Here is a 26,372-nt window from a genome sequence, read left to right as displayed (position 1 = left end):
AAGCCGTCATGGGCACGGCTGAGTTTGAACGAAAATGCTAGCATTTATAAGCAAATTGCTGCCGGTAAGGCATCCAAGTTGCTGCATGAGGGAAGTGGCCCGCATGACGGTGCCACATGATGATCAAACCTCAACCTTGTTGGAGATCGATATGCCTCATGAAAAGTTTCAATCCTGCATAGACGCTTGTTATGCCTGCGCGACTGAGTGCGACCACTGCGCAGCCTCATGCCTGGGGGAACAAGATGTCAAAGCCATGGCGCGGTGCATAAAGCTCGATATGGATTGCGCACAAATTTGCCGCCTGGCCGCCAGCTATATGGCCAGGGGCAGTGAATTCGCCCAAGCACTTTGCCGTCTGTGCGCGGATGTCTGCCAAGCTTGCGGTGATGAATGCGCAAAACACCAAATGGATCACTGCCAGCGCTGCGCTGAGGCTTGCCGCAGATGTGCTGAAGAGTGCAGGCGGATGGCGCAGATGGCCTGAGGGGCCTAGCAAGCAGGATCGCTGCCCTCACCAGCGGTGCGGGCCAACGAAAAAAATTGAGGCCGGGGCGCATCATTGCACCTTGGCCTTTTAAGCTTTACGCGACGGGCTGTACCCTGCCTCGCGAATGGCTTGTTCTACTACGTCCGCGTCGGGAACCCCCTCCACGCGTACGGCGCGCTCGGCCAGGTCAACCGAAATGACAGCCTCGGGTGCAACGTCTTTGACAGCGGCCGTAACGGCGCCCACGCAGTGCCCACAGGTCATGTCGTTCACTTCAAACTGAATCATTTTTTCCCTCTATTGGTAATTCATCCAACCGAATAAACTACAGGATAAACATTCCCATAGTGGCAATGTCAACGGTTATGGTGTTTTTTGCCGCCTCTTGCAAATAGAACGGACTTTGCCTCGGACAGGGTGAAGTGATGTGGTGATTTATACATATCGCAACAAATCCATTGCCTCCGTCGCGTTCTTTTTATAGATGACAAAGATGTAATGCCCGCGCAACCTTTCTGACAGCGCCGGACCGTTACAGTAGGCTCGTTCCTAGACTGAATTCCAGTGGCGCAAGTAAAAGGAGAGCCGACAATGAAATGCGATGTGAAGACGATGTTGAAAGGCGGTCTTGGGCTGGCCGCGCTGATTGCGGTGGCGTATGCGGCCCTGCCTGTCGCGCGGGAGTGGATCGCTACGGTGAGCCCATTCTTATTCTTTCTGATTTGTCCGTTGATGATGCTTTTCATGATGAAAGGCATGCAGTCGTGCCACAGCGACAACGCTTCAAAGAACGGCGGACCCACTCAAGCACAAATACCGGAAGGGACTAATGCTGGCGGGCACTCACGTCCGCCAGCTCCAGCGAACCGCTTTGATGCTTGAGCAGACCATGAGAACCAGACTCACGCGAATAGTCATCCTAGTACTAGCGGCAATTGGGTTGGTCGCTATTTTGGCTTTCGTTTTCATGGGCATCATGATGTTCTGGATGATGAGTGGTTGAAGTGAATTTTATTCGTTTGTTGACAGCCCTGCTCGTACTGGCACTGGCGTGGCTACCTGGAATTAGTACGGCGAAAGTCTCGGCAGTAGCTGCCAGCCCCACGAGTATTACCGCCTCAAGCTCCGCCTCCCCGACTCAGGGGATCTTCGATTCTTTTCGCGGTTGGTTTGGTGACGAGGGTGCTGACCAAGAGCTGCTGCCGCCAGACGAAGCGTTCAAAGTATCGGTAAGGGCCAGCAAGGCCGATACGCTAGTCGCTACGCTCACTGCAGCAGACGGCTATTATCTTTACCGGGACAGGATCGCGTTTGATCTTCAGGAGTCGTCCGCCGCAGCGATCAAGAACGTCGTGCTACCTGAAGGTAAGGTCAAGGATGATCCCACCTTCGGTCAGGTCCAGGTGTACTACGGGTCCGTCCAGATCCCGATTACGTTGAATCGCCCAGCCGGCTCCATTTTCGAGGCGCTGATTCTGCAAGCGTCCTATCAAGGCTGTAACGATCCCACCGGCGTCTGCTATCCACCGATAGAGAAGACGCTGTCTGTACCACTCGTATCGCGCTAAACAGAGTCCGCAAATGAAATCCGCCGCGAATTGTAGATTACAGAAAAGTAATGGAGCCGTCATTCGTGTGACAGCCGTACTTGATTAAAGTTAGGAATAGCAATTTGTCGGTTCGCCCAGAATGCGGCAGACGAAGCTCCGATCAACGATTCATTACAGGATTTCCCCGCGTGAAACGCTCAACTACGCTAGCGGTTCCCCTCCCGGCCATACCTCGTCGCCGTTTTGTGCAAGGCCTTGTGGCCGGCGGCGTGTTGCTGGGCTTGTCGCCATTTGCCCGTGCCGCTGGAATGCAATCGGGCCGAACTAGTACGGGTTCTGCGGCGATACTGACTGGGACCGAATTTAATCTGGAGATCGATGAATCACCTGTGAATTTCACTGGTACGCCGCGTATGGCGACGACGGTCAATGGCTCGCTCCCGGCGCCCACGTTGCGTTGGCGCGAAGGCGATACCGTCACTATTCGCGTCAAGAACCGCCTGAACGAAACCACCTCAATCCATTGGCACGGCATCATCCTGCCGTTTCAGATGGACGGAGTGCCCGGGATTAGTTTCGCGGGAATTCCGCCGGGCGAAACGTTCACGTATCAATTCAAAGTACAGCAAAGCGGCACGTATTGGTATCACTCGCACTCGGGCATGCAGGAGGCCACCGGGGTCTATGGGGCGATCATTATCGACCCGGCACAGATTAACTCCATACGGGCTGATCGAGAGTATGTCGTCCAACTCTCTGACTGGACCGACGAGGATCCGATGCGGGTTCTGGCCAAGCTCAAGATGCAGGGCGACTACTACAACTACAACCAGCCCACGGCGGTCGATTTCTTTCAAGACGCCTCCCAGATGGGTTTGAAAGCGGCTATCGACAAGCGCAAGATGTGGAACGAGATGCGCATGAGCCCCACGGATTTGGCCGATCTGTCCGCGAACGTGCTGACCTACCTGATGAATGGTACGACGCCGGCGGGCAACTGGACGGGGCTATTCCGGCCTGGAGAGCGGGTGCGGCTGCGCTTTATCAATGGCGCGGCTAATACTTTCTACGATGTACGCATCCCAGGCCTTCAGTTGACTGTCGTTCAAACCGACGGGGTCAATGTGGAGCCCGTTACGGTAGACGAGTTCCGATTCGGGCCCGGGGAAACCTACGATGTAGTGGTACAACCGAAGGACGACGCTTACACCGTTTATGCGCAAGCAATGGACCGGACAGGGTACGCGCGCGGTACGCTAGCCACGCATGCTGGTCTCGAAGCGCCAGTGCCGGCGCTTGACCCCGTGGAATGGTTGACCATGGCGGACATGATGGGCGCTATGGGCGGGGGCATGGCAGGAATGAGCCATGGCGCGGCTAGCCAATCGTCCGGTGGCATGAGCCATGGAGGCATGACCGGAATGGGCCACGGCAATATGGCTGGGATGAATCACGGCAGCATGCAAAGTATGAATCACGCAGGTATGTCAGGCATGGACCATGGCGCTATGTCTGCTGCCGGCGCCAGCACCCAAGTACGCCACGCCAGGACCGAGTATGGGCCCAGCATTGATATGCGGGTCGATATGCCGCGCACCAACCTGGACGATCCCGGCATTGGGCTGCGTAATAACGGCCGACGCGTGCTAACGCTGTCCGATTTGCACACCGTGGGTGGCCCAATGGATCCGCGCGGCGCAGAACGTGAAATCGAGCTGCACCTAACCGGAAATATGGAGCGCTACACCTGGTCGTTCGATGGCGTGGAGTTCGGAAAATCAACCCCGGTTCATTTCCGTTACGGCGAACGCGTCAGGGTCATCTTGCATAACGACACCATGATGACGCACCCCATGCATTTGCACGGCATGTGGAGTGAACTGGAAACGCCGGACGGCCAATTTCAGGCCCGGCGCCACACCATCCCGGTGCAGCCTGCGCAGCGTATCAGCTTTCTAGTGACCGCCGATGCGCTCGGACGCTGGGCATGGCACTGCCATCTGATGCTGCACATGGATGCAGGGATGTTTCGCGAAGTGGTGGTGGCATGAAGACAATGAACGACACGTTAGGCATCCTGGTCATGAACAATCAATTGAAGAAGAAGTTTCTTGCGGCGACCATCGCTACAGTGGGAGTAATGCCCGTGCTTGCCTATGCGCAGACGCACGCCGGTCATGCCGGCCATACCGCGGCACCGCCCGCGACAAGCTCGCCGGCGACGGCTTCGGGCATGAATCATGGCTCTATGAACATGTCCGATAAGGATCATGGCTCCACGGGTATGCCGAGTATGGATCACGGTTCGATGGACATGCCCGGTATGGACCATGGCGCGGGGAAAGCGCCAGCTCAGGATCATGACGACATGAAAATGCCCATGAAGCAGGCTGACCCGCTCAAGAACACTTCCGCCATGCCGGGAATGTCGCACGGTCAGTCCGACTCTAATGCGCCAATCCCTGCACACAATATGGGTGCCATGGACCGTGGCGGTGGCGAAATGGATCATGGCGATATGCAGATGCAGGGCGGCTCGCCGCCGCCGGACGCTCGCGATCCGGACGCCTACTCCGATGGCTACGTCCGCAATGCCGGCAAGTATGCGTTGCCGCCGTCAGATGCGCTAATCATGTCCGACATGCACAACTTCGGCTCCGTCAATTTTGACCGGTTGGAGTACGTCAGGGCACGCGGCGAGGAATGGGCGGCCTATGAGGGCGAGGCCTGGTACGGCAGTACCTACAACCGCGCCGTGATCAAGGCCGAAGGCGAAGTGGCGAGCGGTAAGCTGCAAGAATCTGAGACGCAGCTTTTGTGGCGCCATGCAGTTTCTACGTTTTGGGATACGGAGCTGGGCTTTCGTTTCGATCATGGCCAAGGCGTGCCGAACCGGGAATGGTTGGCATTTGGCTTCAAAGGGTTAGCGCCTTACTGGTTTGAAGTCGATGCCACCGCCTATGTTGGCTCGAGCGGCCGCACCGCTTTGGAGCTGAAGGCCGAGTACGACATCCTGCTGACTCAGAAGCTGTATCTGCAACCCAGCGTCGAAGTGAATTTCTATGGCAAGGACGATGAACGCTGGGGCATTGGCAGCGGCTTGACAGACGGCACGGCGGGCTTGCGCCTCAAGTATGAAGTCACGCGTCAGTTCGTCCCGTACGTGGGCGTCGAATGGTCCAGCAAGTTTGGAAAAACGGCGGATTACGCACGGGCAGCGGGCGACTCCAAGCAGGAAACTCGCTTTGTGGCCGGTTTGAGCTTTCGCTTCTGAAGTCGCCTTTCACCTTTTCACATGGGCGGCTTGAAAAGGCCGCCTGCTAAAACAAATCTCAAGAGAGTATTGATATGAAGAAGACCCTTTCTATTCTGGCTTTGAGCGTACTGCCGACCCTCGCATTGGCTGCCGGCAACCATGGCGGGGGGCATGGCGCACCGGCGCATGGCATGCCCGGTCACGATATGTCTACCATGTCGAATGCACCTTCGCCAACTGGTCAGCCGGGCGATCCGGCTAAAGTTACGCGCACGATTGAACTGACGATGGACGACACCATGCGGTTTACGCCTGGTGACATCCAGGTCCGCACTGGCGAGACAGTTCGTTTCTTTATCAAGAATACGGGGAAAATCCCTCATGAAATGGTGATCGGGTCCATTGCCGATTTGAAGGCCCATGCGGCCGAGATGCAGAAGATGCCGGGGATGCAGCATTCGGAACCGAATATGATTACATTGGATCCGGGTAAGATTGGCGGCTTGGTGTGGCAGTTCGACCAGGCGGGCACTGTCGATTTCGCTTGCCTGATTCCGGGCCACATGGAGGCTGGAATGGTCGGCAAGGTAAAAGTCAGCTGATCTAGCGCATTCAAATGACACGGAGAAAATTCGTCTTTGGAGTGGTTGGCGTCGTCATAATCGGCGCCGCCGCCGTCCTTTACAGCACGATTCGGCCATCTGGCCCGGCATTCATCGACCCTGCGGACCAATCCCTTGTGATGCAGGGCAAGGCGATCTATGTGAACAATTGCGCAGCCTGCCATGGCGAGGCCCTGCAAGGCCAGCCGAACTGGCGTGAACGCATGTCCAATGGCAGGCTGCCTGCACCGCCGCATGACAAGAGCGGCCATACCTGGCACCATCCCGATGCGATGTTGGTCGATATGGTGAAAAACGGCCTGGTCCCTGGGAAGACAGCACCTCCAGGCTATGTAAGTGACATGCCCGCGTATCGCGACATCCTCAGCGACCAAGAGATCATTGCGGTACTGACTTATATCAAGAGCACTTGGCCTCCTAAAGTTCTAGAGGCGCAGAAGGAAGTTACTTTGCAACGGCAGAACTAAGCTGCTTGGTTGTGGTCTTTATCTATACTATGAATCATTCAAGATCTACATTTTTGCTGGAGCAGGTTTCATGAAACTATGGCTAACAGCGGCTGCCTTATCTGTCGCGACATCCTTTGCACAGGCTGCCGGCACGGCCATTACCGTATATCAGGATCCCAATTGCGGCTGCTGCACCGGATGGGTCGAGCATATGCGGGATGCTGGCTTTGATGTTACGGCGATCAAAACAGCCGACATGGCTTCAGTCAAGCAAAAACTCGGTGTGCCACCAAAGCTTGGATCGTGCCATACAGGCGTGGTAAACGCCACCGGCCAGATCATAGAAGGGCATGTGCCCGCCAATGCAGTCAACAAGTTGCTCGCTGACTCGTCGGTGAAGGGCGTGTCGGCGCCTGGCATGCCGTTGAATGCGCCGGGCATGGGGGAGCTGGACGGCAATTTAGTTACTGTCGACTTTAACGGTAAACCATTTTCTAAGGACTAAAATCTACAGACGAGCAACGATATAGCCGGGTACGTCACGATTGGTACGCATTTGCTGCTCTGACGCTGGAAGACACTACACCTCCACACCTACATCTCTCTTGCGCCACAAGTTCAAGCCGGTTCGTGAAAAGTCAATTTTCTGAATTTAGGAGATCAAAATGAATATGAAAGCACTATTTATTGCGCCCGTTACGGCGCTCTTGTTGGGCGTAAGCGGTGCAGGAGTAGCAGCGACTCCCAGCGGCGATGGCACATCCACGGGCATGAAAGCTGAACCAGGCATGATGCATAATGGTGACGCGAGCCAGATGGGCCAGATGAAGCCAGGTAGGATGAAAGATCACGGCATGATGGGCGGCGGCATGATGGGGATGATGGGCAGTTGCCCTATGATGGGTGCCGCCAGCGGCGCCAATAGCAAAGTGATGATGCAGATGCATGGCGAGATGATGCGTGCCATGGGCGACATCATGATTAAGTATGCCGATAAACTTGAAGTGCCATCCTCGCCTCAATAACGAGATCTAAGTTCGAACCAAAGAGCTGTCAAGAAAGCTATTTCGATGGCTTTGGATGCGCTGCGAGCCGTTCATGGGGCGTCGGCTACCAAATGCCGGCGCTAACCGAAGACCGCCTCCCGCATCGTCCTTGTAAACGATGGAGCGATCGCTTGAGCAAGCCATTTACCTTCGGCACCCTGCGTACTTCGCTTTGCATTGATGAGCAGTGGGTGATCACAGTCGCCAATGCGATTGCCAGAGCGCTTGAGACCAGCACGACGCTGGAGACCTGGGTCAGCGCATCGTCGGCTGATGCAGAGTTTCCGGCATTCAATCCTGTGCAGTTACCCAGGCAGTCAATGAGTATTGTTGCTTAGAACCTTTCCTGTGACTTCGTTCAGGCTCACTTGCGGCTCAGATGCGGATTTATTTCTCGAGATCCTTGATAAGCGCTTTCATTTCTTCGATTTCCCTGCGCTGTGACTCGATGATTTGACCGGCCAGTTCACGAACGCGAGGATCAGAGAGGGTCGCCCGTTCGCTGGTCAAGATCGCGATGGAGTGATGCGGAATCATCGCCTTCATCCAGGAAACATCCTCAATGGTTGACTGACTTCGCACAAGCCAGAGAGCAAGCGCAAATACTATCGCGCTGGCGACAAAAATCGCACTGTTCATGCGACGACTTCGGTGCATATGGAGCATGAAGGCCAACATGATGATTGCCATCGCGGCGCCCATCATGAATGCCATATACACGCGCGTTTCACTGAAAAAGACGTCGGCCAGCTCATACGTATTTAGATACATAAGGCCGAACATCACGATCGTTGAAGTAGCGATCATGGCGGCAAACCGAAGGTATTGGCGCATGGCTGATCTCCTGTTTTACGTAAAGATTTGCTATTTCTCCAAACACGTCAGCTTTGGCTACTTGCTAAGTTCAAGTGCCACTGACTCACGCGACGCGTTGCACTTCAGGTAGACTTTCGAAGCCTAAGGGCATTGAAAACGACCGAGGCTGAACTCAGACTCATCGCCAATGCCGCGAACATGGGTGAAAGCAACAGCCCGACAAACGGGTACAAGACCCCAGCGGCCAAGGGCACCCCAAGAGCGTTGTAAATGAATGCGAAGCCGAGATTTTGCTTCATATTGGCGATTGTTTTGTCCGAGAGGTGGCGCGCAATCGAGATGCCGCGCAAGTCTCCCTTGACCAGCGTGACCTGCGCGCTGTTCATCGCCACGTCGGTTCCGGTACCCATCGCAATCCCGACATCCGCTTTGGCTAGGGCAGGTGCGTCATTAATGCCGTCGCCGGCCATCGCAACAACTCGGCCTTCTGCTTGAAGTTTGCTGACCAAATCCAGCTTGTCGGTCGGCTTTACTTCACCGTGAACCTCGTCAATTCCTAATTGCTGTGCCACAGCTTTAGCCGTCGAAATGCCGTCGCCTGTTGCCATGATGACGCGGATCCCAGCCGCCTTGAGACCCTTCACGGCTTCCGGTGTGCTTTTCTTGACTGGATCAGAGACGGCCAGCAAGCCTATTAATTGACCGTCTGTTGACAAATACATGACGCTTGCACCCTTGGTGCGCAACGATTCGGCGGTACTGGCCATGATCGTAACGCTAACGTTTTCTTGATCCATGAGAGCGGTGTTGCCGAGGGCGAGGTGCTTACCGTCGACCTGGCCCCGCACCCCAATACCGCTACCCGATTCGAACTCGTTGACGGCACTGAGGCTTAAGCCTTGCTCACGCGCTGCGCTAACAATGGCGTCTGCTAGCGGATGTTCACTGCCCTGATCAAGGCTAGCCGCCAGACGCAGCACTTCGGCAGCCTCTGTGTCGCCTGCCGGAATGGCCTGCTCGAACACAGGGCGGCCTTCCGTCAAGGTGCCGGTCTTATCGACGATAAGGACATCGACTTTACGTAGGTTCTCGATGGCTGCTGCATCGCGAAACAGCACGCCCTGGGTGGCGCCACGGCCGGTTGCCACCATAATGGACATGGGCGTGGCCAAGCCCAGGGCACATGGGCAGGCGATGATCAGTACAGCTACGGCGTTAATCAAGCCATATACCCAGCTCGGTTGCGGCCCAAAAGTACCCCAAACAAAAAACGTGATTATGGCGATGACGACGACTGCCATCACAAAATAACCAGCCACTTGATCTGCCATGCGTTGCATCGGTGCGCGGGAGCGCTGCGCTTGTGCGACGAGCTGCACGATCTGCGAAAGCACGGTCGCTGAGCCGACCTTTTCAGCTCTAATTATTAGCGAGCCGGATGTGTTCATCGTCGCGCCGATCACTTTGTCACCAGCGCGCTTGCTCACCGGCAGAGGTTCGCCCGTGAGCATGGATTCATCCAGCGAACTCGCACCATCTTCGACGACGCCATCAACGGGGACCTTCTCCCCGGGACGCACGCGCAAGCGATCGCCTTCATGCACGTGCGTCAGGGGTACATCTTCTTCTGATCCATCCGCGTTGATCCGGCGGGCTGTTTTGGGTGCGAGTCCCAGCAGTGATTTGATGGCAGCTGACGTCTGCGAACGCGCCCGCAGCTCCAGGATCTGGCCAAACAGAGTCAAGGAAATGATGACCACTGCGGCTTCAAAGTAAACAGCCACACGCCCCATGGATATGAACGTTTCGGGGAAAACGCCCGGTGCGACTGTCGCCACGACGCTATAGACGAACGCGGCGCCTGTACCAAGACCGATGAGCGTCCACATGTTGGGACTGCGGTTGACAACGGATTGCCAGCCGCGCACGAAGAAGGGCTGCCCAGCCCATAGCACCACGGGTATTGACAACACGAGTTCGATCCACGTTTGCGCCCTCATGCTGAACCAGCCAAGTTGCGGACCAAACATGGCCAGCACGGTGACAATGACCGTAAGGGGCAGCGTCCACCAGAATCGCCGAGAGAAGTCTTTCAGCTCAGGATTATCGTCCTCCAGGCTGGGCATGAGCGGCTCAAGCGCCATGCCGCACTTTGGGCAGCTTCCCGGATGATCCTGTCGAATCTCGGGGTGCATTGGACAGGTATAAATGGTGCCTGCAGCTGCTTGCTCGAAAGCCGCTTCGGTTGCGTTTTTTGGCGCAATGAACTTCTCAGGATCGCGCTTGAACGTTTCCAAGCACTTCGCGCTGCAAAAAAAGAAAGGCTTGCCTTGACGCTCAACGTGATGTGGCGAGTCTTGTGTCACCTGCATACCGCACACAGGATCAGTGAGTTGAGAGGCGGAAGCCTGCTGCTTCATGTTGTGATCATGAGTGTATCCAGAACTGTTCTGCGCCATGGCGATAAAAACCTTCTAAAGGTCTGGGCGCAAGGTCGTTGCATACTGCATGCACGGCTAAATGCTCTTAGCGCCCCAGGGACATTTGGGCCAAATTTCATCATGCCACATATGCACACGTTTCAAGTCGTTAATTCAGGGCCTGCCACATTACATTTTTGTCATGTATCCGGACCCGTAATGTTTATGCACTGGAGTGGAGGTTTGTGTTCGTGCTAGCGGACCTAGCCAAAAGCACGTCAAATTAGATCGACCATGGGCCGATGATGGCGCTCGCCGCGCGGCCAGCATCCGCAATCAGTGCATATCGGGCCGTCAGTTCCCGTTGCCCTAAGTGCGCCGCCCAAAACGCCGACTGTACCGCCATCCGTGTCCGCTGCCCTGGCTTTCGCGGCATAAACGGCTTCCACCCCGCCAGGCGGGTCCCCTCCATATATTCCACGGTCCTGTTCATCAGCCCCGGCCAGCAGTTCAGCACGGCAAGGCGACGAACTCACGGCAACGGCGGCAACCCCGCAGGAACCGTATTACTGCGAACGCCGAAAACCTACGATCAGGCTCGGAATCTTCGGCCCCGGTCAGCAGGAAAACCAACTGGCTTTTGAAGGGATAGGACTATGGAACACGTTAACCACAATGCAGCTTTGGGCTATGACAACATGAACGCAGGGCAGACGCTTTTTGTGCGCAGCCCATCAGGCCGGTATCGTGCCGCGACTGACTCGCACGTACTGGCCGCCGCGCGGATCGCTGCGGAAAGCTTGATCGGCGATCGGGCTGATATGGGAAACCCAAACGCCGTAAAGCAGTACTTTCAGGCCAAGTTGTCGGGCATGGGGCATGAAGTTGCCGCTGTGCTGTACCTGAACAGCCAGTTTAAGGTGATCCGTTACATGGAAATGAGCCATGGCACGTTGACGCAGGCCAGCGTATACCCGCGCGAAATCGTTAAAACGGCGCTTCGTCTGGATGCGGCCGCAATCATCATGTCGCATAACCACCCCAGCGGCATACCTGAGCCCAGCGAGGCCGATCTGGCATTGACGCGGCATTTAAAACATGCTTTGGCGCTGGTTGATGTTCGTTTGCTGGATCACATCATCGTGACCGGGCAGAACACGACTTCGTTAGCGGAACGAGGTCAGGTGTAAACCTGGAGCAGGGCGGGTGTGAGCCCGCCTGTACAGGTAGACGCCGCGTGCTGCGGCGCAGATTGGACTTGTGCTGTCGCCCAAGGAGTTTTCCTCTTTCTTCCTTCTAAACAAAAGTAGCCCGTCCCGGTGTGCCGGGATGGGCGTAGCGGCTTGCTGGCGCAAGCTGGATACAGCTGCGTAACGGCCTTCAATTTAGATCACCGCCTCGGTGATGGTGGCGCTCGCCGCGCGGGCTGCTGCCAGGTGGTGCGTGGTGACACCGCAAGCCTGGTCCTGATAGTTCCATCGCCCTAAAACGCCGACTGTATCACTACGTTCCGGCGCTTCAAGGGGGTGTTCATAAAAGCAGCTACGCGATTTTTACAAACCTTCCCCCTTTCCACTAGTCATTGCGTGATTCAGCACGGCAAGGGCGATGGAACTCACAGGACTGGCGGCAAAACGCGATGGGGCCAGCACACAACCCGGCAGCAAAAACCTACAAACGGGCTCAAGAATCTTCAGGCCCGGTCAGCAATGAAATCACTACCGCGCCACCGCGCATTTTTTGAAGGAAAGCGACATGAACCACTACGAAGCAAAGCAGGCAGACCGTAAGGTCAGGCTAGAGGCCAGGGCAGTGCAGGCCGAGGCACAGGCTGCAACTACCTACGACCGGGCAAAGCAAATGGGTGAAGCGATTCCATTCGGACAGCCGATTCTAGTTGGCCACCACAGCGAAGGCCGGGACCGAAACTACCGGCAGCGGATACATGACACGTTTGGCAAGGCTTTTGATCTGCAAAAGAAGGCTGACCATTATGTGAAGAAGGCGGCTGCTGTAGGCGATGGGGGAGTATCCAGCGATGACCCGGATGCAATAGCAAAACTCATGCGCCAGGTAGAACAACTGACAGCGAATCAGGAGCGTATGAAGAAGATCAATCAGGTGATCCGTAAGCATAAGGGAGATGCAGAGGGCCAACGGCGTGCTTTTCTTGAGCTTGGGCACTCGGAAGAAAGTGCACAGCAGTTGGTCACGCCTGACTATGCCGGACGTGTTGGATTCCCGTCTTATGCCTTGACCAACAATAACGCAAACATTCGCCGTATTCAGCAACGGATCAAACAATTACAGGCCAACCAGGAGCGTGAGCCGGTCAGCATACAGGGGAAGGGGTATGCATACGCCGAGGACGTGGAAGAGAATCGTGTGATGTTTATGTTCGAAGGTAAACCGGAAAGAGCCACCCGCGAGATTCTAAAACGCCATGGTTTTCGGTGGAGCCCAACCCGTGGCGCGTGGGTGCGTCAACTGAACAACGCCGCCATATGGCAGGCAAAAGCCGTCATGCAGCTTTTGAACGGCTCGACCGATAACTAAACCGAACCCCCAGGCCGCTTTATCGGTCTGGGAAATTTGTCGGCGAGATTACGCCGAACCACTACCAGGAGCAACAACATGGCATCAGTCAACAAAGTCATTATTATCGGTAACTTGGGCCGCGATTCAGAGATCCGCTATAGCGCGGATGGAGCCGGGATCTGCACCATTTCCGTTGCCACATCAACAAGCTGGAAAGACAAGGCGACAGGCGAGAAGCGAGAAGAAACCGAATGGCATCGGATTGTGTTCTACAACCGCTTGGCAGAAATCGCCGGCGAGTACCTGCGCCAGGGAAGTGCGGTCTATGTAGAAGGGCGCTTGAAGACTAGAAAATGGCAGGATAAAGAAACGGGTGCTGACCGTTACAGCACCGAGATCGTCGCAGAGCAGATGCAGATGCTCGGGGGCCGTGGTGCAGATGGCCAGGTGTCGTCAGCTAAGCCAACAGCACGTAAGGCCGCTGTTGCTCCCGTCCCTACGAATGGCGGTGCTGTCGTGGCGGATGATATACCGTTCAATCTGACAGGTGCGGGACGCAGCTGGCTGTGCATGTAAGAAGGCCTGCCCCGGCTGTAGCTGGGGCATCAATCAAGACGGGAAAACAGAATGCCATCCGAACCACGAAACGATTGGGAAAGCGCTGTATATGACGCGCTGAGTGAGCAAGGCGACATGACATGGTCAGATGCTCAGGCGATGATAGAAGCACAGGAAGTACAGGGTAATGACGTGTTGGCGTCTGCCTGGGCAGACGGACTGACATTGTCTCAGACGGTAAAGCTATTGTTAAAAATGTCAGAGTAGCTACCACAGAGCCTGTTGGGTGATGGCGTTGGCACCGCCCAGCGAAGGCACCTCGAAGGGCTTGGCATCGAAAATATCTTCCGGTGCCAAGCGCAAGAGGTTGCTAGCCTCCTCGACTGAGCTTGTCAGCCAACAATCGACATCACGAACTTCGATTGGAATGACTGAGCGCTTGTCTTGGGCAGTGGCTGGCTTCTTCGGGTCACGCTTGTGCATCCGACGCATCAAGGGATGTTCATCGGCGTTGATTGTGAGCATCGTGTAGCTTTCCAGAACTTCGCCCGTTGCCGAATCGGTCCAGGTATTCCACAGACCGGCCAGGCCCCAAGGGGTACCGTCTGACCGCTGGAATTGCCACCACACATTGCGGCCGGTTTCCCAGCAAGGCTCGTCGAAAGACATCGCCGGGATAATACAGCGCTGGCCGCGCTGCCAGGGTTCGCGATAGCTTGCCTTGCTGGCCAACTCTTCGGAACGAGCGTTATTCGTCTGATATGTCAGCTTCGCTGACTTGGCAAAGTGTGGGATAAGCGCCCACTGGCCGACTACCAGTTCACGCTCGGTATTGTGTGCCCGGACAAATGGGCCGGCAGCGCGAGGGTGAACGGTGGCCTCCCACCATCGAGGTTGGTTCCGGTTTCCAATATGCCAAAACCTCTCAATTTCGGCCTGGCTCGGTGTCACATAGCGATTGCACATGCTTTATTGTGACAGAACCCATGTCTCGGATATCAACTGAGCAAGTTTGGTGTCCCATCTTCGATGGGTCCCTGACTGGTGACGTTGCCAGGTCTTCGATCTGGCTGGCAATTATAAATCCCCAAATTCGCTGTCGCTCATTTGTGGCCTTAAAAGTGCCACACAAGACGCACCCTTGGCAGGGTAGGAAAAACGATTGTTTTTCAAGGGGTTGGGAGCAAACCGTGGTCAGCCGCGCTGTAGGACATAAAGGGCGAAAAAACAGTGTAAGAGCTTGATTTATCGAACGGATATCCGGCTACAGTTGTAGCCTCGTTTCTGGTAGACGGCGCGGACACCTGCCGCCGGCAACGTACCGACTACACGCTGACTGCTTTCCATCTACACTTTGAATGCAGGGCGACAGCATGGGCGCTGCGTGATGATTACCTATGGGCGGCAGGGGCTTTACAGTGTTGTGGCATCAAGCATACGGGGAAATGTCAGAGGTGCTGATTCATATTTGAGCAGACGGGTATTGTCAGATCTGTAAGGCAGGAAACGACCCAAAGCAGAAGTTCGACTTTCAGGGTTTGAACCTGTGTAGTGCGCGGTCCCTAGATTTAGCCAGGACGTCGGCCACCTCGCTTTCTGAACTTCACAGTCATGTATAATTTCGCGTTACAGCACCTGCAATGGATGCTGCGTCGCTACGACAGCGACTTAAGTGGACTCGGCAGCGCCGGGTGGCTCGGCCGGGCGCCTATCCCTCGGAAACTCCAAGCGAATAATGGCTCGCTCCGAGACCAACTCTTAGCCACATCCCTCGGCACGTTCGCCACGCTTGCTAACTTCAGGTTAGTCAAAATTCATGTCTTTTCTTTCCACGTTTCGCCGCGAATGGATGTCCAATCCCCGCGCCGATATTCTCGCGGGCATCGTCGTCGCCCTTGCTCTTATCCCAGAAGCTATTGGCTTTTCCATCATTGCAGGTATTGACCCTCGCGTAGGCCTTTATGCCTCTTTTTCCATTGCGGTAATCATCGCTTTCGTCGGCGGTCGGCCGGGGATGATTTCAGCAGCAACCGCTGCTATAGCAGTATTGGTCGTACCCCTGGTCAAGGAGCATGGGGTGGAGTACCTCTTCGCTGCTACGATTCTTATGGGTGTTTTCCAAGTATTGGCAGGCTTTCTCCGGCTCGATTTACTGATGCAGTATGTCTCGCGGTCGGTGGTTACGGGCTTTGTGAATGCGCTGGCGATTCTGATCTTCCTTGCGCAGTTGCCCCAGCTCACTAACGTCACCTGGATGACGTACGTCATGGTTGGCGCCGGCTTGGCAATCATCTATCTCTTTCCCCGCCTGACGAAGGCTGTGCCGTCGCCCCTGGTTGCGATCGTGGTACTGACCATCATCTCGATCTATGGCGAATTGCCCGTCAACACCGTTGGCGACATGGGAAAGCTACCCTCGTCGTTACCGGAATTCCTGATTCCCAACGTGCCTTTCAGCCTGGAAACGCTACGCATCATCTTTCCCTATTCCCTGACCATGGCCGCCGTGGGATTGCTTGAGTCGATGATGACAGCGCAAATCGTTGATGACCTGACCGACACGCCAAGCGATAAGCGCCGGGAATGCAAAGGCCAGGGGATCGCCAACTTTGTGACGGGATTCTTTGGCGGAATGGGCGGCTGCGCCATGATTGGCCAATCCGTGATCAACGTGAAGTCAGGAGGATCCACACGCCTTTCGACTCTCGTGGCGGGCGCTTTTCTCCTCTTCTTGATTGTGGTGCTTGGTCCGCTCGTCGCACAGATTCCGATGCCTGCGCTGGTCGCCGTCATGATTATGGTGTCGATCGGCACTTTCAGCTGGAGCTCGATCCGAAACTTACGTTCACATCCTTGGCAATCATCCGTGGTGATGATTGCCACCGTTGTCGTTGTGGTCTGGACGCACGATTTGGCACAAGGGGTGTTGGCCGGTGTAATCCTTAGCGGGTTGTTCTTCGCAGGAAAAGTAAAGCGACTACTCACAGTCAAATCGGCACTATCCCAAGATGGGAGCACGCGCACGTATGCTTACTCGGGCCAAGTGTTTTTTGCTTCTACCGAGCGCTTTTCTGAAGCCATCGACTTCAAGGAGGTGGTGGACAAGGTTTTGCTCGACGTTTCAGCCGCACATTTCTGGGATATTTCCGCTGTGGGCGCCTTGGATAAGGTGGTAATTAAGCTTAGGCGGGAAGGCACTTCAGTGGAGGTCGCCGGTTTAAATGAAGCCAGCGCAACCATTATCGGACGATATGCCACGCATGATAAACCCGGTGCAGACGCTCAGTCTGTCGGCCATTAGGAGAAGAAATATGTCAAAGATCCTCGCATGTGTTGATGCGTCCCCGTATGCAATGTCCGTGTGTGACCTCACGGCTTGGTTGGCGTCGCGGTCTAAGTCCGATATAGAACTACTACATGTCGTGCAACGCAAAAGCGCCGTTGCCACCCGCCATGACTACAGCGGGGCGATTGGCCTGGGTGTAAAAAGTGAGCTTCTGGAAGAGTTGACCCGCATCGAAGAGGCCCAGGGAAAACTTGCCGTCCAAAGTGGTCGTGCGCTGCTGAATGCTGCCCAAACTAGAATCGAGCTGAATACCGGCGGGAAGATCGAACAAGTTCATTTGCATGGCGGCATCATCGAGACGATACTCGAGCGCGAAGCCGAAGCTGAACTCGTCGTCATGGGCAAACGCGGTGCATCCAGTGAGTTCGCGACCGCCCATATCGGGTCAAAAATTGAACGCGTTCTGAGAGCCAGTAAAAAGCCTCTCGTTGTCGCCCCGCAGCAATTTTTACAACCAGAAGAGGTCGTGATCGCCTATGACGGCGGCAAATCGATATTGCGTGCGTTGGAGTATGTGGCTAGTTCACCCATTCTCAACGGAATGCCCGTTCACCTAATAATGGCTGGCGAGGAGTCTGAGAGTCGTCGCGGCGATTTGGAACGTGTTGTGTTGACCATAAGCGCAAATGGAGGCAACGCAGACTGGTCACTTCTTCCCGGTGCGCCGGATAAAGTCATCGCGGACTACATGGCGGATCGACCCAGTTCAATGCTCATTATGGGCGCTCACGGCCATTCGCCCCTTCGGACTCTGATCGTGGGGAGCACTACGACGGCAGTAATTCGAGCAATCCATGCGCCCATACTGCTTATTCGCTAGCCAAGAATCTTTGGTGATGACCGCCGTGCATTTCAGTCGTCTGCTTTTGGCCGATATCTGCCGGGCATGACAACAGATCCACTTTGACGCAGCTGCAGTTGCTTGTTAGGTTAACCAGACTGTATGTGGAATAGAGAACAAGGGGCGGCTAGTTATCCTATCTCCAGCTCTGATTCCGCCCGTGGCGTGCCGACGTCCTGGCCATGCTGAACCAGGATTGGGTCTTTGGCCGCCACCGGCTGCAGGTCATGTGCCAGCCCCTTGTACGTCAGCCGATCCACCCGCTCAGGCAGTTTTTTCGCATCGTCTGTGAATACAACGACCTCGTGTCGTTCGCGCGAGATGCTGACATAGTAGGTGTCCTGGGCGGTTGTGCGGCTGAAGCTTTCGGCGTTGTAAAGAACTCGGTCGCAGGTCAGCCCTTGGGCACTATGCGCGGTGGTAGTGTAGGCATAGTCCATGTTTAGCGGTCGATCTGTAGGCAACTGCAAGTGGCGACCGTTGGTTTCGATGGTGACGCTGGTTGCATCAATTGCCGTGACCTTCGCCGGTTGGCCGTTGACCAGGTCATTATGGGCATCGTTGCGTGTGATGCGTACATGGTCACCCACAGATAGCTCTGCCCGGCTCAGGTGGTAGACCGATAGCTTGCTCATGGTTTTCGGGATGATTTCCATGGGTTGAGGATGCGACGGGCCGGATTGGATCGGTTCGACGGTGATGCGGTCATGACGTGTACTGCCGGTCACGCGGTACTGTTCGCCACGTTTCAGGCCGCATTGGTAGTCCCGTTCAGGAACGACAATGTCGCCCACGGTGTAATACCGCGCTACGCTGCGTTCTGCACGGGTGGTGTCATGGCGAGCTAGCAGTTGGCATTGATGTCCTTTGCCTTCCAAGCCGCGCAGGGCGTGGATCCGTTCATTGATGGCTACACGCGAAGCGTTGGTGCCGGTGACCACGATGGTGCCAGCTTGGTCTGTCGCTGAGAGCCGCGTATAGGTTTGGGCGATGCCCTCATATCGGGCGGAACTGTCGCGGCTTTTGTGGCCATGCTCGTCGGCATTGAACTGATCTGGGATGGTGAGCACCTGATCCAGTAGCGGCAGGGATCGGCTGGCTTGGCCTTCTGCGGCCAACAGCACCGCCTGGCGCAGCCGTTCAGAGCGTTGGCGCTGGATGTTTGCCATCAATACGGTTTTCATGCCGTTTTCCTGCAGCATGGCAAACGCGCGGCCAGCCTCGATGGCCTTGGTTTGCGCGGTGTCGCCCAGCAGGACCACTTTGGCACCTGTTGGCTGAATGAGGGCCAGCAGCTTGTCCATCTGCCGCACGGGCACGACTCCGGCTTCGTCAATCACTACGACGGTTTTCGGCCCCAGGGTGTTGAGAAAGGGGCGTTTGTCGGAAGCTGCAAGCACTGATGCAATCGTGTTGGCCGGTATCCCATCTTTACGCAGGTTGCGAACCATTCCGCCGTAAGGGGCCAGCGCCGCCATGGTGTGCCCCTGCTGTTGCAGGATGGCTTGGGCGTTTTGCAGAGCGAAAGATTTGCCGGTGCCAGCCAGACCCTGGATACCGGCGATCTGATCGGAGCCGGTTGCGGTCAACATGACGGCCTCGCGCTGACCCGGTGTTAGGCGTGTGTCCACGCTGCTTTCGGCACTGGTGTCGGAAATTGTGGATTGCCAGGCACTGCGGCCAGCTTGTTCGGCGGCCAGTACTCTGGACTCGGCCTCAAAGGCCTTCCGGGTCGCATAGCGTGGGCTCTCCATCAACAGGCGTCCTTCGGCGATGGCCTGGTCAACCAGTTGTTGGGCTGTGCCCTGAGGCAGGCCGCGCAGGCGTATGACCTCTGTGGCCCAGCTTTCGCGCGTCATGGGAAGGGCCAGCCTGTCCTGGGTGCTGCGGTAGTGCGGTGCTTCTCGGATCAGTGCGCCGGACTCCACACGGCTCTGGATCGCCGCTTGAATGGCTGTGATGTCCGTATGGCCACCGGCATGGCGCACGGAGTTTTGCAGTAAATCCGCTAGAGGCATGACGGACTCCCTTTCAGCCAGATGTTGAATCGCCCAGTTCAGTGAGGCTTGAGCCACCAGGTCTGATGGCTGTCCTAATATCTGTGTCGGTTGGATGCCTGCTTGCTCCCTTGCCTGATCAAACTGCATCCCGATGGCGGTAGCGGCGTCACGCCATTGTCGATGCAGCTCTGTGCGGCTGAGGTCCTGAGTCTTCGCCTGGCGGTGGGCCAGGGTGATGCCTTGGCGCAGGGCGTGAGGAGCTTCTTCACGACTGGTGCCGCGTGCAGATAGTTCAGCAGTAATGCCAGCGCTGCGTTTACTGAAAAATTCAATCTGCTCGCGACTGATATGGGCCAGTTCGATATGGTTCTTTTCATGGCGAACCGCATACCCCAGCGCCCGGACATTGCGTTCCAGCTCGGCCTGGTAGATCGAATCCGTCACGCGTAGCAGCTTGAAGATCTCTTCATTGGATAAGGCCACCCAACTGCCGTCGGCCCGCTGGGTCAGGTTCATCAGTAGGGCGTGGACGTGTAAGTGTGGGTCGGGGGCAGCGCCTTCGGTAGGGCGTGCTGTTTCGTGGCGGAATTTGGCAATGATGAGATTGCCCGTGTGTTCTACCCGTGACTTGCCGTTTTCTTTGTGACGGCCCATGGTCAGATGCTGCTCGACGTAATGAAGGGCAGCCGCGACCGCTTTATCATTGGCGTGAATCAGGCGTTCGTCGCCACCGATCAATGCCTGCAGGGTGATGCTTTTGGGCGCACCGAAGGTCAGATCAAGGGCGGCACGAGCCTTCGCATCCTTGCGGATTGACCGGCCTGCTGTGATGCCACGACCAAAGTCGCCTTGAAGCATGGCTTTGAAGCGTGCCGGGTCGATTTCACCGACAGCGCCGAGACGCCGTGCACCTTCGCCCTGCCAGGTGGCGGCACCGCCGTCCCGGCTGTAGTAATCATCGGCTTGGTCAGCGTAGTAATGGGTTGCGAGGGCCGCACGGGCGCGGTAGATCTGGCTGTGCGAGATCATGGGGACTCCGGGAGATGGGATGGCGAGAGATTAGCCAGCGAGCGCTTGGGCGCGTCAATGCTAGCGTTTGAAGGGATAAGTCGTGGATTTACACACGTTTATCCACAGTTTCTGTGGATGATTGCGTGGCGGATAACGGCCCAAAACGCGCATTCCAGGTGGGTTCGAAGATCTACACTCGCCCGATATATGTTACACCTTGCAAACATTCGTCGGTTCAGCAGTTACTAATGCGACCGGAACTCGATTTCACGTACAACCCTCAAGGGAGAACCATGTCTTTATCGGATAACATCGACGCTCAGTCGGCCGGAGCGATGTTCTACCGCGCTGATCTGCATATTCATTCCTACGGCGGATCGCATGACGTGAAAGATGTCACGATGACCCCAGAAAACATTGTGGCGACCGCAGTCAACGAGAGCATCTTCCTCATCTCGATAGCGGATCACAATGACATTTCCAACGTCAAGCAGGCCATCGATATCGGGCAAAGGAGCGATGTGATTGTGATTCCTGGTGTTGAGCTTTCCACGGCTCAAGGCCACCTTCTTTGCTATCTCCCCGACTACCCTAGATTGATGAAGTTTTTCGCCGGTCTCGATATCGTAGATGTGGGCTTGCCGACATCTCGATGCCAGCAGTCAATTCTTGAGTGTTTGGCCGCAGTCAACGCTCAGGGCGGCTTCGGCATCCTTGCTCACGTCGATGTGGCTTCAGGGTTCGAACATGACAATCCCGGCGGATCGCCGCACAAGGTGGATGTCATTTGCCATCCGGCCTTGGTGGGCATCGAACTCAAGCATGCCACATCGGATATTCACTACTCGCCAGCTGACAACCAGGCCGAACGCGTTCAGATGGGGCGACAGAGAATCGAGCGCCTTGGCCTTGGTTCGAGGCAGTACCTCGCTAGGGTCATGAACTCGGACTCCCACGCTCTGACCTCGCTCGGCCGTAATGCTTCCAATGACAAGCGAGTCACCCGCTACAAAATGGACAAACCCAGCTTTGCGGCACTGAAGATTGCGCTGGAAGATGCAGACGCTCGTGTACGTATCGAGGATCTCATCCCAAAAGCAGTGCCCCATGTTGTTGGCATCGCCATGGAAGGTGGCTTCCTCGACAAACAAGTGATCCAGTTCAGTCGAAACTTGAATTGCATCATCGGCGGTCGTGGGACCGGCAAGTCAACTACTTTCGAGGGTGTGCGCTGCTTGATAGGCACCGATGAGGAGTCGGGCAAAGTTGTCGATTCGGAGGTTTGGCCAGACGTTGTCCATTTCATTTGGCAGGACAAGGCCGGGCAGCGCCATCTACTGGCGCGCCATAAGGACCAGTCACTTGAGAATCTCGACGACGTAGACGGCGGCCCTTGTTCCTTCGAGATTGACTGTTTCGGACAAGGAGACGCAGCGCGCATTAGTATCGAAGCTCAAAAGAATCCGCTGGCGCTGCTCAATTATCTCGACAAGTTTGTTGATTTCGGAACCTACTTGGAAGAAGAGGAGTCGGCGCGGGACGAACTGCTGGAGTTACAGACCGCCATCGAGAAGGCTGAGCAACAAGTCGCGCTCATCCCACAGTACCAGCGACAACTGCAAACGACGCAGAGTGCTCTTGCGGCGATGCAGAAGCCCGAGGTCAAAACGCTGATTGAGCTGCAGCGGCACCTCGCGACAGAGCGTGAGCTACGGACCCAGATTGTCGCAAAACTCAAACATCTCAAAAACAGCGCCGACATTACGACTCAGGCTAGCGCGGCTGATGAGATTACCGGGCTCGCTAATCCGAGCTCGCTGACCTTGGGTCGCAAAGAGTTTGAGGTGATCGTGACCGAGGTCAATGTATTTAAGACGCTTGTGGTCGGCGCAAAGCAGAAGATTGCTACCGGCGCATCGAATTTGGAGGCGGTTGTCGCTGGCCAGACAGCCGCGTGGAAGGCAAAAGACAGCGAAGCTCAAGGCAGGATCGACATCAAAAAGAGGGAGCTTGAGGCGCTAAGGATCACGTTCGATATGTCGTACATCACAAAACTGGCCAACGACGAGGCCAGTCACAAGGCGACGCTTAAGAACCTAGAAGCATGGAGGGCCGACTTGACGGAATCACAGCGCAAGAGGCAGGCCGCGCTGGCCCGACGTCGGAGTGCCCGTGACCGCATCGCCATGCTGCGTGGTTCCTTTGGGCGCATAGCTTCAACCACTTTGAGAGAGGCCCTGTCTGATCTTCAAGTCAGTTTGAAGTACGTGGACAACGCATACTCTCCGGAGGCATCAGAACAGATCGTTGCCGCGATGGGGTGGCGCACCAATCAGCAGGTTCGGGCAAGTTACCTTGTCGAGGACCTGACGGTTCCGAGCCTGTTAGAAGCGATCCAGAACGATGACATAGGTCCATTGACCGCCTTGATGACCAAGGATGGCACACAAGCATTCGATTCCGCGGAGGCGAGGGTCGTGCTCGAGCGCCTGTCGGCTCCTACAGTACGTTTTGGGCTCGAACGCGTTGCCCTGTACGACGTCCCAAAGCTCCAAGTCAGCAAGCAAGTCGCAGATGGCGCTGGCGGCAGGCGGACCGTCCGACGGGAGTTCTATAAGCTTTCACTGGGTCAACAGCAATCCATCCTGCTCGCACTGATGCTTTCGGCCAATAGCGACAAGCCGCTCATTATTGATCAGCCCGAAGACAATCTGGATGGCGAGTTCATCTACTCCACGCTGGTTCCCGTGCTGCGCCGCGCTAAGGAGCGGCGGCAGGTCATCATCGTCACACACAATGCCAATGTCGCTGTCCTGGGAGATGCGGAACAGATTATCGTGCTGAAGGCCAACAACGATCGCGCAGAGATTGTTTCGCGCGGATCTATCGATCGCTCTGAAACTAGGGATGCGGCATGCGCTATCCTTGAAGGAGCGAAGGAGGCATTTATGCGTCGGGCAAAGATGTACGGATTCGAGGTGTAATGGTTGCAAATAAACGGACACATAGAGGCAATCGAAGCCATCACTAGCTTGAACCCCAACGGGCGACAAATCGACTTTGAGCCTGCGATCAAAGGCACTACAGAGGCTTCCTACAAGGACTATGTAATCACGCGGCTTAGCACGGGTGCTATCAAGCTAGAGCGTGATGGCCTCCCCATAGAACCTGTCTCGCCCGAACTCCGACGCCTGGCAGGCGAGCTTAACGTCCCCACGGCAAACAAGCAGGGCAATCCGCACAACACCCAAGTTTTGGGCAGAGAGCTAATCAAAGCTATCAATGCGCTTTAGTGATGCGATCTAAGGGAGCTAGTCAATGGGCCATCTGAATATTCTATTGGTCAGATAGTGTCATCGTGGCTTCAGCTGTATTAAGCGCTTTCCTGAAATGCCGCCGTAGACACAGCGAACTCCCTAAGCGGCAAGCTCACTCTCGCAATCGGAAAATCCCCCGCCAGGGCTACATACCCGCCCAGTGCAGGCAACGACTGTATCTGCGCAGCCGTCACCACGTCTTCCGTCGTCCGATCCGTGTTGTCCGACGTATTCCGGTGATCCACACTGCGGCTGATGCTGTACTTGGGCCGTTCAACCTCATGCTTGCCCAAACTTTCACTCATGTCCTTTGCCGTTTGCGGGTCGGTGCGGGAGCCGCCCAGGACAGCCAGGTTGCGAAAACTCGCACGAATAGTAGTGGCCATGGTGCGCCCGTAGATGTGTTCCAGCTGGGATGTGCTCTGCAATCCCGCCACGATGCGCAGACCATTTTTCCGGCCCTTGGTTAGGCCGGCCTCCAGTGACGGCAGGGCTTCCAGGCTAGCCAACTCATCAATGAACAACCACCAGCGTCGGTGGGTGCCTTCAGGCATGGATAAGATGGACGTGATGAATACGTCGGCCCATGACGACACTAGCGGCTTCATGGAGCTCATCATGTCTTCGCGCCAGTTGATGTATAGGTTGCCACCGTTCGGCTTGCTCAGCCAGTCCCGGATGGAGAACCGCCCGGGTTTCATGCCGGTGTGCTCGGACAGTTTGTTCGACAGCACGAAGCGGGCGGAAGACAGCGCCTTGCTGGCTTCGCTAGAGCCAACAAAAAGGGATTCGGCCAGGGTGCCTTCCAGGAATTGCTTCAAGACCTTGGGGTCTTCGATGGTGCATAGACGAAACAAGTCCATGACGCTGGCTTCCTCGCCCTGCAACTGGTGCAGTTTCTTGGCAGTCTCGCGCAGCAGCAGGCGACCGAAGTCGTTCCATTCTTCAGCGTTCTTATCCTGGCTCATGGGAACCATAGAGTGGGCCAGCCGCTTCCAGTCGTAGTCGGCGCGAACTTCATTGAAGAATGCCCAACCCTGGCTGCGGGCATCATAGGGGTTCAGGATTACGTTGCCCGGTTGCCAGAATTTGCTGAGTAGGTCTCCATTGGGGTCAATCACGATCATCCGGTCGTTGCGCTCCGGCGTTTGGCCGGGCAAAAGGTTGTTCATGTCGTGCTGTGAACGCTTGAGTACGGAAGCGGCCATGTTGCGCAACAACACCGATTTACCGGAACCCGTAGCACCACTGATGAGCAAATGCAGGTTCTCGTTGGCGGTCGGCATGGGGATGCCTCCTACGTCGATTTGCTGCTTGCCACTTTCTTGGCACTGGCGAGCCAGGCTTTTTGCCGAGGTGGTGCGTGTGCCACGTACAAAGCGTTTGTAGGCAGCACCCTCAAACCCTTCGGTTCTAGCGGTGCGCCCGATAAGCAGGATAAGCACCAAGGCGAGGACCAGACCTATGCCCAGTGCGCCGTAGAGCACTGGGTACTGCGGCGTTAGCATCACAAAATGCCAGAACGTTTTGGCGTTCCAGTCTCGCCAGTGCATATGGCTGCCCCAGGTGGCGGCAGCCATCCACGCACCAGTCGGCAAGAGCGCCAAAGAAAAGGCGGCAATGCGACGCCGGGTAATGGGTGAAATCAAGGTGGACATAAGTGCCGGTCCTCAAGAGATCAGGATCTGACCCAGGGCCAGGCCTGCCAGCAAGCCGCCCAGAATGCCTGCTATACCGCCTACGACCAAGGCGATGATTGCCATACGTCGTGCGGATTGGTGGGCGATGCTGGTGTACTGGGCGGCATTACGAGACAACTGATTCAGCTGGTTGCTGGTGCCATCCAGCATGGTCTGGATGGCGTGTTGAGCCTGCTGATTGATGGGTTTGGCTGCCGCTTCCATCGTGGCGATCAGATGGCGGCTGAGTTGTTCAGGCAGGACTTGCTGCGCTTCGCCCATGGATTGCATCTGCTTTTGCACTGCGTCCAGGCTTTGGGTAGTGCTTTCCAGTCTGTCCACGAGGCCAGCGACTTCACCCAGTACCTCGTGGTACAGCAAATCCAGCTTGGTACGAGCGCCACTGGAATTCGAGTGTGATTCCATGGCGAC

Annotated in this window: 23 protein-coding genes and 1 other annotated feature; of the genes, 16 read left to right on the top strand and 7 right to left on the bottom strand. The window is 56.0% G+C overall.

Translation table 11 applies throughout. The features are described from left to right. Positions 1 to 151: 151 nt before the first annotated feature. A complete protein-coding gene (locus DFR37_RS10315; protein WP_113933216.1) occupies positions 152 to 487 on the top strand; it encodes a four-helix bundle copper-binding protein in 336 nt (111 codons plus the stop codon). A gap of 90 nt (positions 488 to 577) precedes the next feature. On the opposite strand, the gene DFR37_RS10310 is transcribed toward DFR37_RS10315, so the two are convergent. Continuing rightward, positions 578 to 778 carry a heavy-metal-associated domain-containing protein gene (locus tag DFR37_RS10310; RefSeq protein ID WP_113933153.1) on the bottom strand — a complete coding sequence of 67 codons (201 nt, stop codon included), beginning with the start codon at positions 776 to 778 and terminating at the stop codon, positions 578 to 580. 303 nt (positions 779 to 1,081) lie between these two features. Between DFR37_RS10310 and DFR37_RS10305 the strand changes: the two genes are divergently transcribed. From DFR37_RS10305 to DFR37_RS10265, 9 genes are all read left to right on the top strand, one after another. Further along, positions 1,082 to 1,372 carry a DUF2933 domain-containing protein gene (locus DFR37_RS10305; RefSeq protein WP_113933152.1) on the top strand — a complete coding sequence of 97 codons (291 nt, stop codon included), beginning with the start codon at positions 1,082 to 1,084 and terminating at the stop codon, positions 1,370 to 1,372. A gap of 113 nt (positions 1,373 to 1,485) precedes the next feature. Continuing rightward, positions 1,486 to 2,058 carry a protein-disulfide reductase DsbD N-terminal domain-containing protein gene (locus DFR37_RS10300; RefSeq protein WP_113933151.1) on the top strand — a complete coding sequence of 191 codons (573 nt, stop codon included), beginning with the start codon at positions 1,486 to 1,488 and terminating at the stop codon, positions 2,056 to 2,058. A 170-nt stretch (positions 2,059 to 2,228) separates the two neighbouring features. Continuing rightward, positions 2,229 to 4,091 (top strand): copper resistance system multicopper oxidase, encoded by a 1,863-nt coding sequence (locus DFR37_RS10295; RefSeq protein WP_113933150.1) that lies wholly within the window; start codon positions 2,229 to 2,231, stop codon positions 4,089 to 4,091. Positions 4,092 to 4,096: 5 nt separating this feature from the next. Beyond that, positions 4,097 to 5,314: a copper resistance protein B gene (locus DFR37_RS10290; protein WP_113933215.1), complete on the top strand. Its 1,218-nt coding sequence runs from the start codon at positions 4,097 to 4,099 to the stop codon at positions 5,312 to 5,314. Between the two features lie 74 nt (positions 5,315 to 5,388). Further along, entirely contained in the window at positions 5,389 to 5,898 is a 510-nt protein-coding gene (locus DFR37_RS10285; RefSeq protein WP_113933149.1) for a cupredoxin domain-containing protein, read from the top strand. Positions 5,899 to 5,912: 14 nt separating this feature from the next. Further along, complete coding sequence (locus DFR37_RS10280) at positions 5,913 to 6,386, top strand: c-type cytochrome (RefSeq protein ID WP_147251608.1); 474 nt, start codon at positions 5,913 to 5,915, stop codon at positions 6,384 to 6,386. Between the two features lie 70 nt (positions 6,387 to 6,456). After that, on the top strand, positions 6,457 to 6,873 hold the full coding sequence (locus tag DFR37_RS10275) for a DUF411 domain-containing protein (protein ID WP_113933148.1): 417 nt from the start codon (positions 6,457 to 6,459) through the stop codon (positions 6,871 to 6,873). 160 nt (positions 6,874 to 7,033) lie between these two features. Beyond that, on the top strand, positions 7,034 to 7,393 hold the full coding sequence (locus DFR37_RS10270) for a hypothetical protein (protein WP_113933147.1): 360 nt from the start codon (positions 7,034 to 7,036) through the stop codon (positions 7,391 to 7,393). Between the two features lie 152 nt (positions 7,394 to 7,545). Continuing rightward, positions 7,546 to 7,752 (top strand): hypothetical protein, encoded by a 207-nt coding sequence (locus DFR37_RS10265; protein ID WP_113933146.1) that lies wholly within the window; start codon positions 7,546 to 7,548, stop codon positions 7,750 to 7,752. A gap of 49 nt (positions 7,753 to 7,801) precedes the next feature. Here the strand turns inward: DFR37_RS10265 and DFR37_RS10260 are convergent, their stop codons facing one another. Together DFR37_RS10260 and DFR37_RS10255 are read right to left on the bottom strand one after the other, a co-directional pair. Continuing rightward, entirely contained in the window at positions 7,802 to 8,248 is a 447-nt protein-coding gene (locus DFR37_RS10260) for a DUF305 domain-containing protein (RefSeq protein WP_113933145.1), read from the bottom strand. Between the two features lie 104 nt (positions 8,249 to 8,352). Beyond that, complete coding sequence (locus DFR37_RS10255) at positions 8,353 to 10,650, bottom strand: heavy metal translocating P-type ATPase (protein ID WP_113933144.1); 2,298 nt, start codon at positions 10,648 to 10,650, stop codon at positions 8,353 to 8,355. A 656-nt stretch (positions 10,651 to 11,306) separates the two neighbouring features. Between DFR37_RS10255 and DFR37_RS10245 the strand changes: the two genes are divergently transcribed. From DFR37_RS10245 to ssb, 3 genes are all read left to right on the top strand, one after another. Continuing rightward, positions 11,307 to 11,840: a JAB domain-containing protein gene (locus DFR37_RS10245; RefSeq protein ID WP_113933142.1), complete on the top strand. Its 534-nt coding sequence runs from the start codon at positions 11,307 to 11,309 to the stop codon at positions 11,838 to 11,840. A 565-nt stretch (positions 11,841 to 12,405) separates the two neighbouring features. After that, on the top strand, positions 12,406 to 13,206 hold the full coding sequence (locus tag DFR37_RS10240; protein WP_113933141.1) for a DUF3560 domain-containing protein: 801 nt from the start codon (positions 12,406 to 12,408) through the stop codon (positions 13,204 to 13,206). A gap of 78 nt (positions 13,207 to 13,284) precedes the next feature. Beyond that, a complete protein-coding gene (ssb, locus tag DFR37_RS10235; protein WP_113933140.1) occupies positions 13,285 to 13,764 on the top strand; it encodes a single-stranded DNA-binding protein in 480 nt (159 codons plus the stop codon). A gap of 249 nt (positions 13,765 to 14,013) precedes the next feature. On the opposite strand, the gene DFR37_RS10225 is transcribed toward ssb, so the two are convergent. Next, the gene (locus DFR37_RS10225; RefSeq protein WP_113933138.1) at positions 14,014 to 14,712 is read right to left on the bottom strand and encodes an SOS response-associated peptidase; all 699 of its coding nucleotides are present in this window, start codon (positions 14,710 to 14,712) and stop codon (positions 14,014 to 14,016) included. Positions 14,713 to 15,417: 705 nt separating this feature from the next. Further along, positions 15,418 to 15,471: a sequence feature (sul1 is cis-regulatory element that is thought to sense ions involved in sulfur or methionine metabolism; They are found in Alphaproteobacteria), on the top strand. Between the two features lie 91 nt (positions 15,472 to 15,562). On the opposite strand from DFR37_RS10225, the gene DFR37_RS10220 reads away from it, so the two are divergent. Together DFR37_RS10220 and DFR37_RS10215 are read left to right on the top strand one after the other, a co-directional pair. Continuing rightward, positions 15,563 to 17,047 (top strand): SulP family inorganic anion transporter, encoded by a 1,485-nt coding sequence (locus DFR37_RS10220; protein WP_113933137.1) that lies wholly within the window; start codon positions 15,563 to 15,565, stop codon positions 17,045 to 17,047. Positions 17,048 to 17,057: 10 nt separating this feature from the next. Next, positions 17,058 to 17,912, top strand: a complete 855-nt coding sequence (locus tag DFR37_RS10215; RefSeq protein WP_113933136.1) for a universal stress protein — start codon at positions 17,058 to 17,060, stop codon at positions 17,910 to 17,912. Positions 17,913 to 18,064: 152 nt separating this feature from the next. Here the strand turns inward: DFR37_RS10215 and mobF are convergent, their stop codons facing one another. Further along, positions 18,065 to 20,962, bottom strand: coding sequence for a MobF family relaxase (gene mobF, locus DFR37_RS10210; RefSeq protein WP_113933135.1), 2,898 nt, complete (start codon positions 20,960 to 20,962; stop codon positions 18,065 to 18,067). A 275-nt stretch (positions 20,963 to 21,237) separates the two neighbouring features. Here mobF and DFR37_RS10205 point away from each other — a divergent pair, with 275 nt between their 5' ends. Continuing rightward, positions 21,238 to 23,928: a TrlF family AAA-like ATPase gene (locus DFR37_RS10205; protein ID WP_113933213.1), complete on the top strand. Its 2,691-nt coding sequence runs from the start codon at positions 21,238 to 21,240 to the stop codon at positions 23,926 to 23,928. 389 nt (positions 23,929 to 24,317) lie between these two features. Here DFR37_RS10205 and DFR37_RS10195 read toward each other — a convergent pair whose 3' ends face one another. Both DFR37_RS10195 and DFR37_RS10190 read right to left on the bottom strand, forming a co-directional pair. Further along, the gene (locus DFR37_RS10195) at positions 24,318 to 25,919 is read right to left on the bottom strand and encodes a type IV secretion system DNA-binding domain-containing protein (RefSeq protein WP_113933133.1); all 1,602 of its coding nucleotides are present in this window, start codon (positions 25,917 to 25,919) and stop codon (positions 24,318 to 24,320) included. A gap of 12 nt (positions 25,920 to 25,931) precedes the next feature. After that, on the bottom strand, positions 25,932 to 26,366 hold the full coding sequence (locus tag DFR37_RS10190; protein WP_113933212.1) for a hypothetical protein: 435 nt from the start codon (positions 26,364 to 26,366) through the stop codon (positions 25,932 to 25,934). Between the last annotated feature and the right edge of the window lie 6 nt (positions 26,367 to 26,372).

This window comes from Eoetvoesiella caeni (assembly GCF_003315175.1).
Classification (GTDB): Bacteria; Pseudomonadota; Gammaproteobacteria; order Burkholderiales; family Burkholderiaceae_B; genus Eoetvoesia; species Eoetvoesia caeni.
This window is presented reverse-complemented; position numbering and strand designations above follow the sequence as displayed.